13 protein-coding genes are annotated in these 14,199 nt (G+C 67.6%); 10 read left to right on the forward strand and 3 right to left on the reverse strand.

Annotation, left to right across the window (positions count from 1 at the left end; translation table 11 throughout):
- Positions 1-115: 115 nt before the first annotated feature.
- The 9 genes from WS61_RS11645 (at position 116) to WS61_RS11685 (ending at position 10,416) form a co-directional block, all read left to right on the forward strand.
- Positions 116-1,225, forward strand: coding sequence for an NAD(P)/FAD-dependent oxidoreductase (locus WS61_RS11645; protein ID WP_059500615.1), 1,110 nt, complete (start codon positions 116-118; stop codon positions 1,223-1,225).
- 156 nt (positions 1,226-1,381) lie between these two features.
- Entirely contained in the window at positions 1,382-1,693 is a 312-nt protein-coding gene (locus tag WS61_RS11650) for a high-potential iron-sulfur protein (protein WP_059500616.1), read from the forward strand.
- A gap of 190 nt (positions 1,694-1,883) precedes the next feature.
- Positions 1,884-3,191 carry an MFS transporter gene (locus WS61_RS11655; RefSeq protein ID WP_034208629.1) on the forward strand — a complete coding sequence of 436 codons (1,308 nt, stop codon included), beginning with the start codon at positions 1,884-1,886 and terminating at the stop codon, positions 3,189-3,191.
- Between the two features lie 322 nt (positions 3,192-3,513).
- A complete protein-coding gene (locus WS61_RS11660; protein WP_059500617.1) occupies positions 3,514-5,142 on the forward strand; it encodes an ABC transporter substrate-binding protein in 1,629 nt (542 codons plus the stop codon).
- 110 nt (positions 5,143-5,252) lie between these two features.
- The gene (locus WS61_RS11665) at positions 5,253-6,263 is read left to right on the forward strand and encodes an ABC transporter permease subunit (RefSeq protein ID WP_059500618.1); all 1,011 of its coding nucleotides are present in this window, start codon (positions 5,253-5,255) and stop codon (positions 6,261-6,263) included.
- Between the two features lie 4 nt (positions 6,264-6,267).
- Positions 6,268-7,185, forward strand: coding sequence for an ABC transporter permease subunit (locus tag WS61_RS11670; RefSeq protein ID WP_059500619.1), 918 nt, complete (start codon positions 6,268-6,270; stop codon positions 7,183-7,185).
- An 84-nt stretch (positions 7,186-7,269) separates the two neighbouring features.
- Positions 7,270-8,268, forward strand: coding sequence for an ABC transporter ATP-binding protein (locus tag WS61_RS11675; RefSeq protein WP_059500620.1), 999 nt, complete (start codon positions 7,270-7,272; stop codon positions 8,266-8,268).
- Entirely contained in the window at positions 8,265-9,278 is a 1,014-nt protein-coding gene (locus WS61_RS11680) for a peptide ABC transporter ATP-binding protein (RefSeq protein ID WP_059500621.1), read from the forward strand. Before WS61_RS11675 ends, WS61_RS11680 begins: the two co-directional genes overlap by 4 nt.
- The gene (locus WS61_RS11685; RefSeq protein ID WP_059500622.1) at positions 9,271-10,416 is read left to right on the forward strand and encodes a TraB/GumN family protein; all 1,146 of its coding nucleotides are present in this window, start codon (positions 9,271-9,273) and stop codon (positions 10,414-10,416) included. Before WS61_RS11680 ends, WS61_RS11685 begins: the two co-directional genes overlap by 8 nt.
- 557 nt (positions 10,417-10,973) lie before the next feature.
- Here WS61_RS11685 and pxpA read toward each other — a convergent pair.
- From pxpA to pxpB, 3 genes are read right to left on the reverse strand one after another with little or no spacing between them, the layout of a single operon-like run.
- Positions 10,974-11,738, reverse strand: coding sequence for a 5-oxoprolinase subunit PxpA (gene pxpA, locus WS61_RS11690; RefSeq protein ID WP_059500623.1), 765 nt, complete (start codon positions 11,736-11,738; stop codon positions 10,974-10,976).
- 55 nt (positions 11,739-11,793) lie between these two features.
- On the reverse strand, positions 11,794-12,861 hold the full coding sequence (locus WS61_RS11695) for a biotin-dependent carboxyltransferase family protein (protein ID WP_059500624.1): 1,068 nt from the start codon (positions 12,859-12,861) through the stop codon (positions 11,794-11,796).
- A complete protein-coding gene (gene pxpB / locus WS61_RS11700) occupies positions 12,858-13,514 on the reverse strand; it encodes a 5-oxoprolinase subunit PxpB (RefSeq protein ID WP_059500625.1) in 657 nt (218 codons plus the stop codon). The genes WS61_RS11695 and pxpB overlap by 4 nt, the downstream gene beginning before the upstream one ends.
- Before the next feature lie 149 nt (positions 13,515-13,663).
- Between pxpB and WS61_RS11705 the strand changes: the two genes are divergently transcribed.
- Entirely contained in the window at positions 13,664-14,176 is a 513-nt protein-coding gene (locus WS61_RS11705) for a winged helix DNA-binding protein (RefSeq protein ID WP_011546427.1), read from the forward strand.
- Positions 14,177-14,199 lie beyond the last annotated feature (23 nt).

A 14,199-nucleotide genomic window follows, 5' to 3' on the forward strand; every position in this document is an offset into this window, starting at 1 on the left:
TCGTTGCGCGGTCGGCCGCATCGTCGCGCCACGATGCGCGCGCGTTCGGCAAGCGGGCGAACCGGGACGTACAATTCCCCTCTCTCCCTTCGACGCGCGAGCAGCGCGAAAAGCCATGGAGCAGACGGATTGTGTCGTGATCGGCGCGGGTGTCGTCGGTCTGGCGATCGCGCGCGAACTCGCCGCGCGCGGGCGTGAAACGATCGTGCTCGAGGCGGCCGACGCGATCGGCACGAGCACGAGTTCGCGCAACAGCGAGGTGATTCACGCGGGGCTCTACTATCCGCGCGGGTCGCTGAAGGCGGTGACGTGCGTGCACGGGCGCGACCTGCTGTACGAATTCTGCGACACCCATCACGTGCCGCACCGGCGCACGGGCAAGCTGCTCGTCGCGACGAGCGCCGCGCAGGTGAAGCAGTTGAAGGCGATCGCCGCGCGCGCGGCCGAAAACGGCGTACTCGACCTGCTGCCGCTCACGCGCGCCGAGGCGCAGACGCTCGAGCCCGCGCTCGAATGCGTGGAGGCACTGTTCTCGCCGTCGACGGGCATCGTCGACAGCCACCAGCTGATGCTCGCGCTGCTCGGCGATGCGGAGCGCGACGGCGCCGTGTGCGCGCTGCAATCGCCGGTCGAAGCGATCGACGTGCTGCGCGGCGGGCGCTTCATCGTGCGCACCGGCGGCGCCGCGCCGGCCGAGATCGACGCCACCTGCGTGATCAACAGCGCGGGCCTCGGCGCGCAGGCGCTCGCGCGCCGCACGCGCGGCCTCGATCCGCGCTGGGTGCCGCCGCTCTATCTCGCGCGCGGCAACTATTTCAGCCTGTCGCGCCGTGCGCCGTTCTCGCACCTGATCTATCCGATGCCCGATCGCGCGGGGCTCGGCGTGCACCTGACGCTCGATCTCGGCGGGCAGGCGCGCTTCGGCCCGGACGTCGAGTGGTGCGATTCGTTGCGCTACGAAGTCGATCCGGCGCGCGCGGGCGCGTTCTACGCGTCGATTCGCGCATTCTGGCCGGGCCTGCCCGACGATGCGCTGCAGCCGGCGTACGCGGGCATCCGGCCGAAGGTCGCGGGGCCCGGCGAGCCGCCGGCCGACTTCATCGTGCAGGGCGCCGCGCAGCACGGCGTGCGCGGGCTCGTGAACCTGTTCGGCATCGAGTCGCCGGGGCTCACCGCCGCGCTCGCGCTCGCGCAGCGCGTCGGCGACATGGTGTCGCGCGCGTGACGCACGGCCCGCCGCCGCGCGGGCCGGCTGGATGAGCCCGTGTGAAATCCCTTATCTCCGGCATTTCGGCGCGCACATTTATCCGCTTGGGCGTTATTCTGTCGTACGCCGTCGCCAGAACGGCTTTCAAACCGATAACGTTGGAGCGAGTCCCCCATGAAAACATCCCGTCGGAGTTTCCTGATTACGAGCATTGGCGCCGTGTCCGCGCTGGCGCTGTCGCGCGAAGCGCTGGCCGATGCGCCGATGCTGTCGGAAACCGATCCGACCGCGACGGCGCTCGGCTACAAGGCCGATGCCACGAAGGTCGACAAGACGAAGTACCCGAAATACGCAGCGGGCCAGGATTGCGCGGCCTGCATGCTGTACCAGGGCAAGAAGGGCTCGGCTGCGGGCCCGTGCGGCGCGTTCCCCGGCAAGCAGGTGTCGGCGAAGGGCTGGTGCAGCGCTTTCTCGAAGATGGGTTGAGGCCCGTGCGGCGTCGTGCGATGCCGCATTGTGGCGAAAACCGCAACACGCTCGCTGTCGTTCGATGGCGGGCGTTTTTTATTGCTTGAAAACGGTTCCGCCGCTTTCTACACTCGCTGCACACCAGCGCGCCGCGGCACCGCGCGCGCCGAACCGCCCGACACGGCGTATCCACGAGGACGAGGCACGCATGGCGACGATTGCGAATTCAACGAAAGCGACCCGGCCCGAGCGTGCGCTGAACCGGCGCGCGGTGGTGGCCGCCGTGATCGGCAATGCGCTCGAGTGGTACGACTTCACGGTGTTCGGCTTCATGACGGTCGTGATCGCCGAGCTGTTCTTCCCGACCACCAGCGAATACTCGTCGCTGCTGCTCACCACCGCGACGTTCGGCGTCGCGTTCTTCATGCGCCCGATCGGCGGCATCGTGTTCGGGCTGTACGCGGACCGCGCGGGCCGCAAGGCCGCGCTGTCGCTCGTGATCCTGTTGATGACGGCCGGCATCTTCCTGCTCGCGATCGCGCCGCCCTATGCGGCGATCGGCATCGGCGGGCCGCTCCTGATCGTGCTCGGCCGCCTGCTGCAGGGCTTTTCCGCGGGCGGCGAATTCGGCAGCGCGACGGCGCTGCTGATCGAAGCCGCGCCGTTCTCGAAACGCGGTTTCTACGGCAGCTGGCAGATGGCGAGCCAGGCGGCCGCGCTGCTGATCGGCGCGCTCGTCGGCGCGGCCGTCACGCGCGGGCTGTCGCACGACGCGCTGCGCAGCTGGGGCTGGCGCGTGCCGTTCATCCTCGGGCTCGTGATCGGCCCGATCGGCTTCTACATCCGCCGCCATCTCGCGGATTCCGAAGCATTCCTGCATGCGCAGCAAAGCGCGCGCCGCGCGACGCTCGGCGAAGTGTTCACGCGCCACCCGCGCGAGGTGCTGTGCGGGCTCGGCTCGGTGATCGCGCTCACGGTGACGATCTACGTGCTGATCAGCTATCTGCCGACCTTCGCGGTGAAGCAACTGAAGCTGCCTTATGCGGAATCGTTCTACGCGGTGATCGTCGGCAACCTGCTGCTGATGGTGCTGTCGCCGGTCGCGGGCGCGTGGTCGGACCGCATCGGCCGAAAAGGGCTGTCGCTGTGGTCGCTCGTGCTGACGCTCGCGCTGATGTATCCGCTGTTCGCGTGGCTCGACGCGGCGCCGAGCATCGGGCGGCTGATCGCGGTACAGGCCGTGCTGTCGGTGACGCTCGCGGGCTACTACGGGCCGTTCGGCGCGATGATCGCCGAACTCTTTCCGGCCAACGTGCGCTCGACCGGGCTGTCGATCGCGTACAACGTCGCGGTGATGCTGTTCGGCGGCTTCGGCCAGTTCATCGTCACGTGGCTGATCAAGGTCACGGGCACGCCGCTCGCGCCGACCTACTACGTGATGGCGGGGCTCGCGCTGTCGATCGTCGCGGTCGCGTTCGTGCCCGCGCGCAGCGCCGATCTCGATGCGCCGGCGTGACGACATGACGATTCGAAGACGGTCATCGAATCGTTTCGCAAAACGCAATGATGTGCTGCGGAACGCGGGGGAAACGGTGCGTCGCCCCCTTCGTGTTCGCACCCGAATTGTTTAGTCGTCGAACGAAACATGCCGCGAAATGAACGGAATCGTCGCTCGCGCGCGTTGTCGCATTTTTTACCCACACTAAAAATCGGCAAAAACCCGGCGGGCATCTAGAAGAGTTTTTTCTCCAGCTTGTTGCCACATCGTTAGCTCAAGTAATATCCGCGTACGCCGGACCCTGGCGGGACCGGTTCCGATCTGGAGACCTGGAGGAAACATGGAATACAACCGTCTGTTGCACACCCTGCGTGTTACCGCCATGGCAGGCGTGGCAGCGGCATCGCTCGGCGTCGCGGGCTCTGCATTCGCACAGATCCCGAACAAAACGCTCGTCTACTGCTCAGAAGGCAGCCCGGCGGGTTTCGATTCCGCGCAATTCACGACCGGCGTCGATTTCACCGCCGCCACGTTTACCGTCTACAACCGCCTCGTCGAATTCGAGCGCGGCGGCACGAAGGTCGAGCCCGGCCTCGCCGAGAAGTGGGACGTGTCGTCCGACGGCAAGGTATACACGTTCCACCTGCGCCATGGCGTGAAGTTCCACACGACCGACTTCTTCAAGCCGACGCGCGAGTTCAACGCGGACGACGTCGTGTTCTCGTTCGAGCGCATGCTCGATCCGAACAACGCGTTCCGCAAGGCGTACCCGGTGTCGTTCCCGTACTTCACCGACATGGGCCTCGACAAGCTGATCACGAAGATCGAGAAGGTCGACCCGTATACCGTGAAGTTCACGCTGGCCGAGCCGAACGCGCCGTTCATCCAGAACATGGCGATGGAATTCGCGTCGATCCTGTCGGCCGAATACGGCGACCAGTTGATGAAGGCCGGCAAGGCCGCCGACATCAACCAGAAGCCGATCGGCACGGGCCCGTTCATCTTCCGCAGCTACACGAAGGACGCGACGATCCGCTTCGATGGCAATCCTGATTACTGGAAGAAGGGCGCGGTGAAGCTGTCGAAGCTGATCTTCTCGATCACGCCGGATCCGGGCGTGCGCGTGCAGAAGATCAAGCGCAACGAATGCCAGGTGATGAGCTATCCGCGCCCGGCCGACATCGCGACGCTGAAGGCCGATCCGAACGTCGACATGCCGTCGCAGGCCGGCTTCAACCTCGGCTACCTCGCGTACAACGTCGAGCACAAGCCGGTCGACAAGCTCGAAGTGCGTCAGGCGCTCGACATGGCGATCAACAAGAAGGCGATCCTCGAATCCGTCTACCAGGGCGCCGGCCAAGCCGCGACCGCGCCGATGCCGCCGACCCAATGGTCGTACGACAAGAACCTGAAGATGGCTGCCTACGACACCGCGAAGGCGAAGGCGCTGCTCGCGAAGGCAGGCTATCCGAACGGTTTCGAGATCACGCTGTGGGCGATGCCGGTGCAGCGCGCGTACAACCCGAACGCCCGCCTGATGGCCGAGATGATCCAGGCCGACTGGGCGAAGATCGGCGTGAAGGCGAAGATCGTCACGTACGAGTGGGGCGAGTACATCAAGCGCGCGCACGGCGGCGAGCAGGACACGATGCTGATCGGCTGGACGGGCGACAACGGCGATCCCGACAACTGGCTCGGCACGCTGCTCGGCTGCGAGGCGATCAAGGGCAACAACTTCTCGCACTGGTGCTACAAGCCGTTCGACGACCTGGTCCAGAAGGGCCGCACGACGACGGGCCAGGACGCGCGCACGAAGCTCTACACGCAGGCGCAGCAGATCTTCGCGCAACAACTGCCGTTCTCCCCGATCGCGAACTCGACGGTCTATCAGCCGGTGCGCAAGAACGTGGTCGACATGCGTATCGAACCGCTCGGCTATGCCCGCTTCGACGGGGTTAGCGTGAAGTAACACGCCTGTCGTAAGCTGTCGCGAAGACCGGCTAACTCATCCGGCGGCGGGAGGCCAAAAGCTTCCCGTCGCCGGTCGCACATTTCCCACAAGAAAATACGAGACGCATCATGTTCAGATTCGTGTTGCGCCGCGTGGGGATGGTGATCCCGACCTTCATCGGCATCACCATCCTGGCGTTTGCGCTGATTCACCTGATACCGGGCGACCCCATCGAAGTGATGATGGGCGAGCGCGGCGTCGATCCCGCGATGCACGCAGAGGCGATGAAACGCCTCGGGCTCGACGAGCCGCTGCCGCTGCAGTACCTCCACTACGTCGGCCGGGCGCTGCACGGCGACCTCGGCACGTCGATCATCACCAACACGAGCGTCGCGGGCGAATTCTTCGCGCGCTTCCCGGCGACCGTCGAACTGTCGCTGTGCGCGCTCGTGTTCGCGCTCGTCGTCGGCCTGCCGGCCGGCGTGATCGCCGCGCTGCGGCGCGGCTCGGTCATCGACCACGGCGTGATGGGCACCGCGCTCACCGGCTACTCGATGCCGATCTTCTGGTGGGGGCTGATCCTCATCATGGTGTTTTCGTCGTACCTCGGCTGGACGCCCGTGTCGGGCCGCATCGCCGTCGAATACGACTTTCCGCATCCGACGGGCTTCATGCTGATCGACGCGCTGCTCGCGCCCGACGAAGGCTCATTCAAGTCGGCGGTGAGCCACCTGATCCTGCCCGCGATCGTGCTCGGCACGATCCCGCTCGCGGTGATCGCGCGGATGACGCGCTCGTCGATGCTCGAAGTGCTGCGCGAGGACTACATCCGCACCGCCCGCGCGAAAGGGCTGTCGCCCGTGCGCGTGGTCGTCGTGCATGCACTGCGCAATGCGCTGATCCCGGTCGTCACCGTGATCGGCCTGCAGATCGGCACGCTGCTTGCGGGCGCCGTGCTGACCGAGACGCTCTTTTCGTGGCCCGGCATCGGCAAGTGGCTGATCGACGCGATCGGCCGCCGCGACTATCCGGTCGTCCAGGGCGGCATCCTGCTGATCGCGACGCTCGTGATCGTCGTGAACCTGGTCGTCGACCTGCTGTACGGCGTGCTGAATCCGCGCATCCGCCACACGAGGTAATTCCATGAGCAATCTGCAAAACACCCTGCCGAGCGAATCCGCGCCGGCCGGCGGCCGTGCGCTCGCGCTGCGCGAGTTCTGGGCCAACTTCTCGCGCAACCGCGGCGCCGTCGGCGCGGGCATCGTCGTGATCGTGCTGATCGTCGTCGCACTGTTCGCGCCGCTGATCGCGCCGCACAGCCCGGTCGAGCAATACCGCGACTACGTGAAGATTCCGCCCGCGTGGCTCGCCGGCGGCAACTGGCAATTCATCCTCGGCACCGACGAAGCGGGCCGCGACATTCTTTCGCGGCTGATGTTCGGCGCGCGGATGTCGTTCTGGATCGGCTTCGTGTCGGTCGTGCTCGCGCTGATCCCCGGCATCGTGCTCGGCCTGATCGCCGCGTTCTTCCAGAAGTGGGCCGACACGCCGGTGATGCGCATCATGGACGTGCTGCTCGCGCTGCCGTCGCTGCTGCTCGCGGTCGCGGTCGTCGCGATCATCGGCCCGGGCCTCACCAACACGATGTTCGCGATCGCGATCGTCGCGCTGCCGGCCTACGTGCGCCTCACGCGCGCGTCGGCGCTCGGCGAGCTGCAGAAGGAATACGTGACCGCGTCGCGCGTGGCCGGCGCCGGCACGCTGCGCCTGATGTTCTCGCAGGTGCTGCCGAACTGCACGGCGCCGCTGATCGTGCAGGCGACGCTCGGCTTCTCGTCGGCGATCCTCGACGCGGCCGCGCTCGGCTTCCTCGGCCTCGGCGTGCAGCCGCCGACCGCCGAGTGGGGCGCGATGCTCGCGTCCGCGCGCGACTACATCGACAACGCGTGGTGGATCGTGACGATGCCCGGGCTGTCGATCCTGATTTCGGTGCTCGCGATCAACCTGCTCGGCGACGGGCTGCGCGACGCGCTCGATCCCAAACTGAAGCGGATGGCGTGATATGAAACGACCCCCACACTCTCTTCGTTCGTTGCCCCCCAAGGGGGCGGTCATCCTCCTTGGGGCGGCCCGGCGGAGGACGACATGACCCAAAATCTACTGACTATCCGCAATCTCGCGGTGAACTTCAACGGCCTGCCCGCGGTCGACCGGATCAACCTGTCGGTCGCGCCGGGCGAGGTGGTGGGCGTCGTCGGCGAATCGGGCTCGGGCAAGAGCGTGACGATGATGGCGCTGATGGGCCTGATCGACGCGCCCGGCAAGGTGACGGCCGACGAGGTCACGTTCGACGGCGTCGACCTGCTGAAGGCGTCGCCGAAGGCGCGCCGCAAAATCGTCGGCAAGGACATCGCGATGGTGTTCCAGGACGCGCTGACGAGCCTGAATCCGAGCTACACGGTCGGCTACCAGATCAAGGAAGTGCTGAAGCTGCACGAAGGCCTGCGCGGCGACGCGCTGCACCGGCGCGCGCTCGAACTGCTCGATCAGGTCGGCATTCCCGATGCGAAGAACCGCATCGCGTCGTTCCCGCACCAGATGTCGGGCGGGATGAACCAGCGCGTGATGATCGCGATGGCCGTCGCGTGCAACCCGAAGCTCCTGATCGCCGACGAGCCGACCACCGCGCTCGACGTGACGATCCAGGCGCAGATCATGGATCTGCTCGTGAAGCTTCAGAAGGAGCGCGGGATGGCGCTCGTGCTGATCTCGCACGATCTGGCGGTGGTATCCGAGGTCGCGCATCGCGTCGCGGTGATGTACGCGGGCGAGGTCATCGAGACCAACCGCGTGCCCGACATCTTCCGCGCGCCGCATCATCCGTACACCGAAGCGCTGCTCGCGGCGATTCCCGAGCACAATCGGGGGGCGCGTCGCCTTGCCGCATTGCCGGGCATGGTGCCGGGCCGCGATGATCGCCCGTCCGGGTGCCTCTTCGCGCCGCGCTGCAAGTACGTCGTCGACGATTGCCGCAAGGCGCGGCCGGCGCTCGACACGCTGGTGCCGGGCAACGATGCGATGCGCGCGCGCTGCATCAAGCCGCTCAATGTTTCCAACCTCGACCTGACGGGAGGCGCACGATGAATGCAGTCCAGGATACGCGCCACGTGTCGCACGACGAGGACGTCCTGGTGGCCGACGGCCTCGCGAAGCACTATTCGGTGAAGCGCGGGATGTTCGGGCAGGGCACGGTGAAGGCGCTGAACGGCGTGTCGTTCTCGCTGAAGCGCGGCAAGACGCTCGCCGTCGTCGGCGAGTCGGGCTGCGGGAAGTCGACGCTCGCGCGCCAGCTCACGATGATCGAGACGCCCACGTCGGGCAGCCTGACGATCGACGGCAAGAACGTGGCCGGCGCGAGCCGCGACACGGTCGCCGACCTGCGTCGCCGCGTGCAGATGGTGTTCCAGAACCCGTTCGCGTCGCTCAACCCGCGCAAGACCGTCGAGCAGACGCTCGCCGAGCCGCTCGAGATCAACGCGAACCTGACGGCCGCCGAGCGCGCCGCGCGCATCGCGCAGATCATGCGCACGGTCGGGCTGCGGCCCGAGCACGCGAAGCGCTATCCGCACATGTTCTCCGGCGGCCAGCGCCAGCGGGTCGCGATCGCGCGCGCGATGATCCTCGATCCGCGCATCGTCGTCGCCGACGAGCCGGTGTCTGCGCTCGACGTGTCGATCCAGGCGCAGATCCTGAACCTGTTCATGGATCTGCAGGAGCAGTTCAAGACGAGCTACGTGTTCATCTCGCACAACCTGTCGGTGGTCGAGCACGTCGCGGACGACGTGATGGTGATGTACTTCGGCAGCGTCGCCGAGCTCGGCGACAAGGCGACGATCTACGCACGGCCGCGCCATCCGTACACGCAGGCGCTGATGTCGGCGACGCCGGCGATCTTCGAGGAAGACCGCCGCGTGCAGATCAAGCTGCAGGGCGAGCTGCCGTCGCCGCTCAATCCGCCGTCGGGCTGCTCGTTTCACCAGCGCTGCCCGTACGCGGTCGAGCGGTGCCGCGTCGAGGAGCCGCAATTGCGTGAAGTGGACGGCCGGCGCGTGGCCTGCCATCGCGCCGAGGAGGTCGGGGAGGAGAATGCCTGAAGCGTTGGCGGCGCGCGTGTCCGGCGTGCGCCGTGCGGGGGCAGGCGGCGCGCGCGCGATGCGCGCATACCGCTACGCGCGGCGCTGGAGCGTGCGCACCGTCACGGGCGCGGCGCTGGCCGGCGCGTGCGTGGCGGCCAGCGTCGTGGTGCCCGTCGAGCCGGCGCGCGCCGAAGGGCGTGCGCCGGCGACTTCGCCGATTCATCCGTCGCAGGTTCCGCCGCCCGGCATGAGCCTGCCGGGCTTCCATGCGCCGGCCGGATCGGACGGCACGGTGTCGCGCGGCACCGTGCGCGTGCAGCCGGCGCGCATGCCGTTCTACGTCGCGACCAAGGGCAAGGTCACGCTCTACGTGCTCGGCACGCTGCACACGGGCGATCCGTCCGATTACCCGAGCGCGCAGCCGTTCCGGCCGCGCATCCTCGCGGCGCTCGCCGCGTCGCCGACGCTCGCGCTCGAACTGTCGCCCGACGACCTGCTCGAATCGCAGGACGACGTGTCGAAATACGGCGTGTGTCGCTACCCGTGCCTGCAGCGCCTGCTGCCCGAGCCGCTGTGGCAGCGGCTCGCGGCGCGCCTGCGCGGCAATCCGGCCGCGCTCGCCGAGATCCGCAAGATGCGGCCGTGGCTCGCGGCGCTCGTCGTCGAGACCTACGATTCGCTGTCGGCGGGCCTGCAGACCGAATACGGCACCGAGGCGCAACTGCAGAACGTGTTCCTGAAGAAGAAGGGCGGCCGCGTGATCGGACTCGAGACGCTCGCCGAACAGATGCGCGCGTTCACCGGGCTGACGCTCGCCGAGCAGCGCGAGATGCTCGCGCAGGACATGGTGCAGACGCCCGCGCAGAACGCCGACGACATCAAGGCGCTGCACCGGCTGTGGCGAATTGGCGACGCCGATGCGATCTCCGCATGGGCCGTCGCGAAGAGCGAGCGGCTCGCGCATTCGAAGGCGTTGTCGGCGTCGCTCGACAACAAGATCGTGTACGAACGCAACCGGCGCTTCGTTGCACGGATGACGGCAATCGCCGCGCCGAACCGGCCGCTGTTCGTCGCGATCGGCGCGCTGCATCTGGGTGGCCCGCGCGGCGTGCTCGAATTGTTGCGCCAGCAAGGATACCGGGTCGACGCGAACTGATCGGGCCCGCCTGCCCGCATCGATCTTCCCCTGTTTGATCGACGTCGCACGCACGGCGCGCAGCGCCTGCGCGGTGGCGTCGCTCGATAAGGAAAACCCTTGAATCGTCGGAAAATAGCGTTTAAAACGATTGACATCCCGTTCGGCCGATATCTATTCTTCACCCCACAAGTTGAAAAAATGAAAAGAATAGATAAGTTCTACGGGGTAGCAGAAATAAAGCGCGGGGTGAGCGTCGCCGGCACATGAAGCATGTGCCGGCCGCGGAGAGTCTGCATGCACGGCGGGGCCAATCGTCGTCGAAAACACATGCATGCAGGCCGACTTGCACATAAGCGACGTTCCGCCGTCTGACCGGGGAAGGCAGTGATCGGGCGGCGGCGGACGTTTTTTAATCCGGAATATTTTTCCGGTCACCGTCGAAAGACGGTTTCGGGGGGCGAATCGACAGACGGCGAAGCCGCAGCGATTGCGCCAACGGAAAAGCGCCACGAGGGCGCTTTTTTCTTTGGTGCGACGAAAACGCGCGACACGCGGGCGATGCGCCGGATGCTTCGTTACGCGCCTTCGTCGGCCTGCAGCGCGCCGGGCGCCACGACGTCGACGCCGGCCGCCTCGAGCGCCGTGCGAATCCTTTTCGCGAACGCCAGCGCATGCGGCCCGTCGCCATGCAGGCAGACGGTCTGCGCATTGAGCGGCACCCATTCGCCGCTCAATGCGCGCACCTGCCGGTTGCGCACCATGTCGAGCGTGCGCGCGAGCACCGCATCTTCATCGTCGATCAACGCGCCGGGCAGGCTGCGCGGCACCAGCGAGCCGTCCGCGCGATAGCCGCGATCGGCGAATACTTCCTCCACCGCCGCGAGCCCTGCATGTCGCGCGGCCGCGATGAACACGCTGTTCGCGAGCCCGAACACCGCGAGCGACGGATCGAAGTCGTGGATCGCGGATACCACCGCGTCGGCGATCATCGGATCGCGCGCGGCCTGGTTGTACAGCGCGCCGTGCGGTTTCACGTGCGCAATGCGCCCGCCCTCGGCCTGCGCGATCGCAGACAGCGCGCCGAGCTGGTACAGCACGCCCGCGTAGATGTCGCCGGCCGGCAACTGCATTTCCTTGCGGCCGAAATTCTCCGGATCGTGAAAGCTCGGATGCGCGCCGATCGACACGCCTTTCTGCACGGCCCAGCGCACGCAGTCGCGCATCGCATTCGCGCCGCCCGCATGCCATCCGCATGCGATGTTCGCCGACGTGACGAGGTCGAGCAGCGCCTCGTCCGATCCGCATCCTTCGCCGAGATCGGCATTCAGATCGATTTCCATAACGTTCCTCGTCCACTGATTGCGTGGCGTGTCCTCCGTGCCGCTTCCGTCATTGTCACGCCGCGCGCGTTTGGGCGGCGCGGCGCGCTTCCTCGCGCATCTCGATCGCGACGTCGATCTGCCGCAAGTACGCCCGTTCCGCGACGAGGGCGGCGCGTGCGGCGTCGAGCGTCGTGCGCACGAAGCGGATCGGCAGGTTGAGCCGCGCCTGCGCGAGCTTCCACAGGTCGGCGCGGATCACCGTGCCGATCTTCGGGTAGCCGCCGGTGGTCTGGGCGTCGTGCATCAGCACGATCGGCTGGCCGTTCGGCGGCACCTGGATCGTGCCGGGCAGCACCGCGTGCGACAGCAGCTCGACCGGGCGCTCGCGCACGAGCTCGGCGCCGGCGAGCCGATAGCCCATCCGGTTGCTGTTCGCGGTGACGAGCCATTCCTCGTCCCAGAACGCCTGCTGCGAATCGGCCGCGAACGACGCGTAGTCGGGGCCCGGCAGCACGCGCACGGGCATCGCCCACGGTGCGTGCGCGGGGCGGTGACGGCGCGGCGGCTCGTCGACGCGCACGAACGCGCACCACGCCGGCGCCTTCACGCCGAATTCGGGCGCATCGGCCGCGAGGCAACCCGCGCCGGCCGGCGGCACGCCGACCGGGAGCCGGTCGCCGTCGCGCAGCGCGCGGCCGCCGAGGCCGCCGAAGCGCGACGCGAGATCGGTGCTACGCGAGCCGAGCATCGGCAGCACGTCGATGCCGCCCGCGATGCACAGGTAGCCGCGCATGCCGCGTTTCGCGGCCGGCAGCACGAGCGTCTGCCCGGCGCGGACCGGCAGGCTCCACCATGAGTACACGGGCTTGCCGTCGAGCGTCGCGCCGAATTCGGTGCCGGCGATCGCGATGCGCGTCGCGCGCGTGAAGCGGAACGTGGCGGGGCCGATCGTGATTTCGACGGCCGCCGCGTCGGGGCGGTTGCCGACGAGCCGGTTGCCGACCTCGAGCGCGAGGCCGTCGAGCGCGCCGCCTTGCGCGACGCCGAGATGGCGCGTGCCGCGGCGCCCGAGATCCTGCACGGTCGACAGCGGGCCGGCCCGCACGACCTCGATGGTGCCCGGTGCGTGGCTCTGGGTCATCGTGGGTCGACTCCCGCAACGGTGAAGCGTACGCGGTCGCCGGGCAGCAGCAGCGTCGGCTGCGGCCGCGCCGGATCGAACAGCGACTGCGACGTGCGGCCGATCAGTTGCCAGCCGCCGGGCGACGTGGCCGGGTAGATGCCGGTTTGCGCGCCGCCGATGCCGACCGAGCCGGCCGGCACCTCCAGGCGCGGCGCCGCGCGGCGCGGCGTGTGCAGCGATGCGTCGAGGCCGCCGAGATACGCGAAGCCCGGCTGGAATCCGACGAAGAACACGACGTAGGTGCCGGCCGCGTGGCGCGCGACGACCTCGTCGGCCGGCAGGCCCGTGTGGGCGGCGACGGCGGCCAGGTCGGGGCCGGCGGCCCCGCCGTACTCGACCGGGATCTCGACCTCTTGGCCGTCCGCGTGCTCGACGTCGGCCGTCTCCCACGCGTCGCGCAGCGCGGGCGTGAGCGAGTCGGCCGTCGCGGCGAGCGCGTCGAACACGATGGTCAGGTTGTTCATGCCGGGGACGACGTCGATCACGTCGGGCCACGCGCGCGCGGCCTCGGCCACGGCCCAGACGCGGCGCTGGCAATCGAGCGTGGCGGGCGGCGGCACCTCGCAGACGAGGGCGGCATCGCCGAGCGGATAAATGCGGGGTTGCGTCATCGGACTGGCACGGTTCGGACGGCAATGTTAGCGCACATTGTCGACAAAATATCGACAACTTATCAATAAGCGTTTTTGCCTAGCCCGTCGGCCGGGGCTTCTGGCGTACACTCGGGCACATCCTGTCATCCGGCTTGCGCCGCCTTTCCATGAAGCGTCCTGCGACCAAGATCGTGTCATCCGAACACCTCGTTTCCGATTCGAGCGCGGAGCTGTCGGAGCTCGAATACGGGCTCATCATGGCCGGCAACGCGTTCAACCGCTGGATGGTGCGCTGCATGTCGGCGGCGGGGGCGAAGGACATGACGGCGGTCGAGGTCTCGCTGCTGCATCACGTCAGCCATCGCGAACGCAAGAAGAAGCTCGCCGACATCTGCTTCGTGCTCAATATCGAGGATACGCACGTCGCGACCTATGCGCTGAAAAAACTGATCGCCCGCGGCTACGTGAAGAGCGAGAAAAGCGGCAAGGAAGTGTTCTTCTTCGCGACCGACGCGGGCCGCGACCTGTGCCTGAAGTACCGCGAGGTTCGCGAGCACTGCCTGATCGAGACGCTGAAGGACAGCGGCCTCACCAACGAGCAGATCGGCGACGCGGCGCAGTTGCTGCGCCACGCATCGGGCCTCTACGACACGGCCGCGCGCGCGGCGGCATCGCTGTAAGCGCTGGCGGAAACGCTCGGGCG

It is taken from the genome of Burkholderia sp. ABCPW 11 (assembly GCF_001523445.1).
GTDB lineage: Bacteria > Pseudomonadota > Gammaproteobacteria > Burkholderiales > Burkholderiaceae > Burkholderia.

What these genes read in the sequence shown, in the direction of transcription:
- WS61_RS11645 (WP_059500615.1), top strand. Translation starts at nt 116, where the DNA reads ATGGAGCAGACGGATTGTGTCGTGATCGGCGCGGGTGTCGTCGGTCTG.
- WS61_RS11650 (WP_059500616.1), top strand. Translation starts at nt 1,382, where the DNA reads ATGAAAACATCCCGTCGGAGTTTCCTGATTACGAGCATTGGCGCCGTG.
- WS61_RS11655 (WP_034208629.1), top strand. Translation starts at nt 1,884, where the DNA reads ATGGCGACGATTGCGAATTCAACGAAAGCGACCCGGCCCGAGCGTGCG.
- WS61_RS11660 (WP_059500617.1), top strand. Translation starts at nt 3,514, where the DNA reads ATGGAATACAACCGTCTGTTGCACACCCTGCGTGTTACCGCCATGGCA.
- WS61_RS11665 (WP_059500618.1), top strand. Translation starts at nt 5,253, where the DNA reads ATGTTCAGATTCGTGTTGCGCCGCGTGGGGATGGTGATCCCGACCTTC.
- WS61_RS11670 (WP_059500619.1), top strand. Translation starts at nt 6,268, where the DNA reads ATGAGCAATCTGCAAAACACCCTGCCGAGCGAATCCGCGCCGGCCGGC.
- WS61_RS11675 (WP_059500620.1), top strand. Translation starts at nt 7,270, where the DNA reads ATGACCCAAAATCTACTGACTATCCGCAATCTCGCGGTGAACTTCAAC.
- WS61_RS11680 (WP_059500621.1), top strand. Translation starts at nt 8,265, where the DNA reads ATGAATGCAGTCCAGGATACGCGCCACGTGTCGCACGACGAGGACGTC.
- WS61_RS11685 (WP_059500622.1), top strand. Translation starts at nt 9,271, where the DNA reads ATGCCTGAAGCGTTGGCGGCGCGCGTGTCCGGCGTGCGCCGTGCGGGG.
- pxpA (WP_059500623.1), bottom strand. Translation starts at nt 11,738, where the DNA reads ATGGAAATCGATCTGAATGCCGATCTCGGCGAAGGATGCGGATCGGAC.
- WS61_RS11695 (WP_059500624.1), bottom strand. Translation starts at nt 12,861, where the DNA reads ATGACCCAGAGCCACGCACCGGGCACCATCGAGGTCGTGCGGGCCGGC.
- pxpB (WP_059500625.1), bottom strand. Translation starts at nt 13,514, where the DNA reads ATGACGCAACCCCGCATTTATCCGCTCGGCGATGCCGCCCTCGTCTGC.
- WS61_RS11705 (WP_011546427.1), top strand. Translation starts at nt 13,664, where the DNA reads ATGAAGCGTCCTGCGACCAAGATCGTGTCATCCGAACACCTCGTTTCC.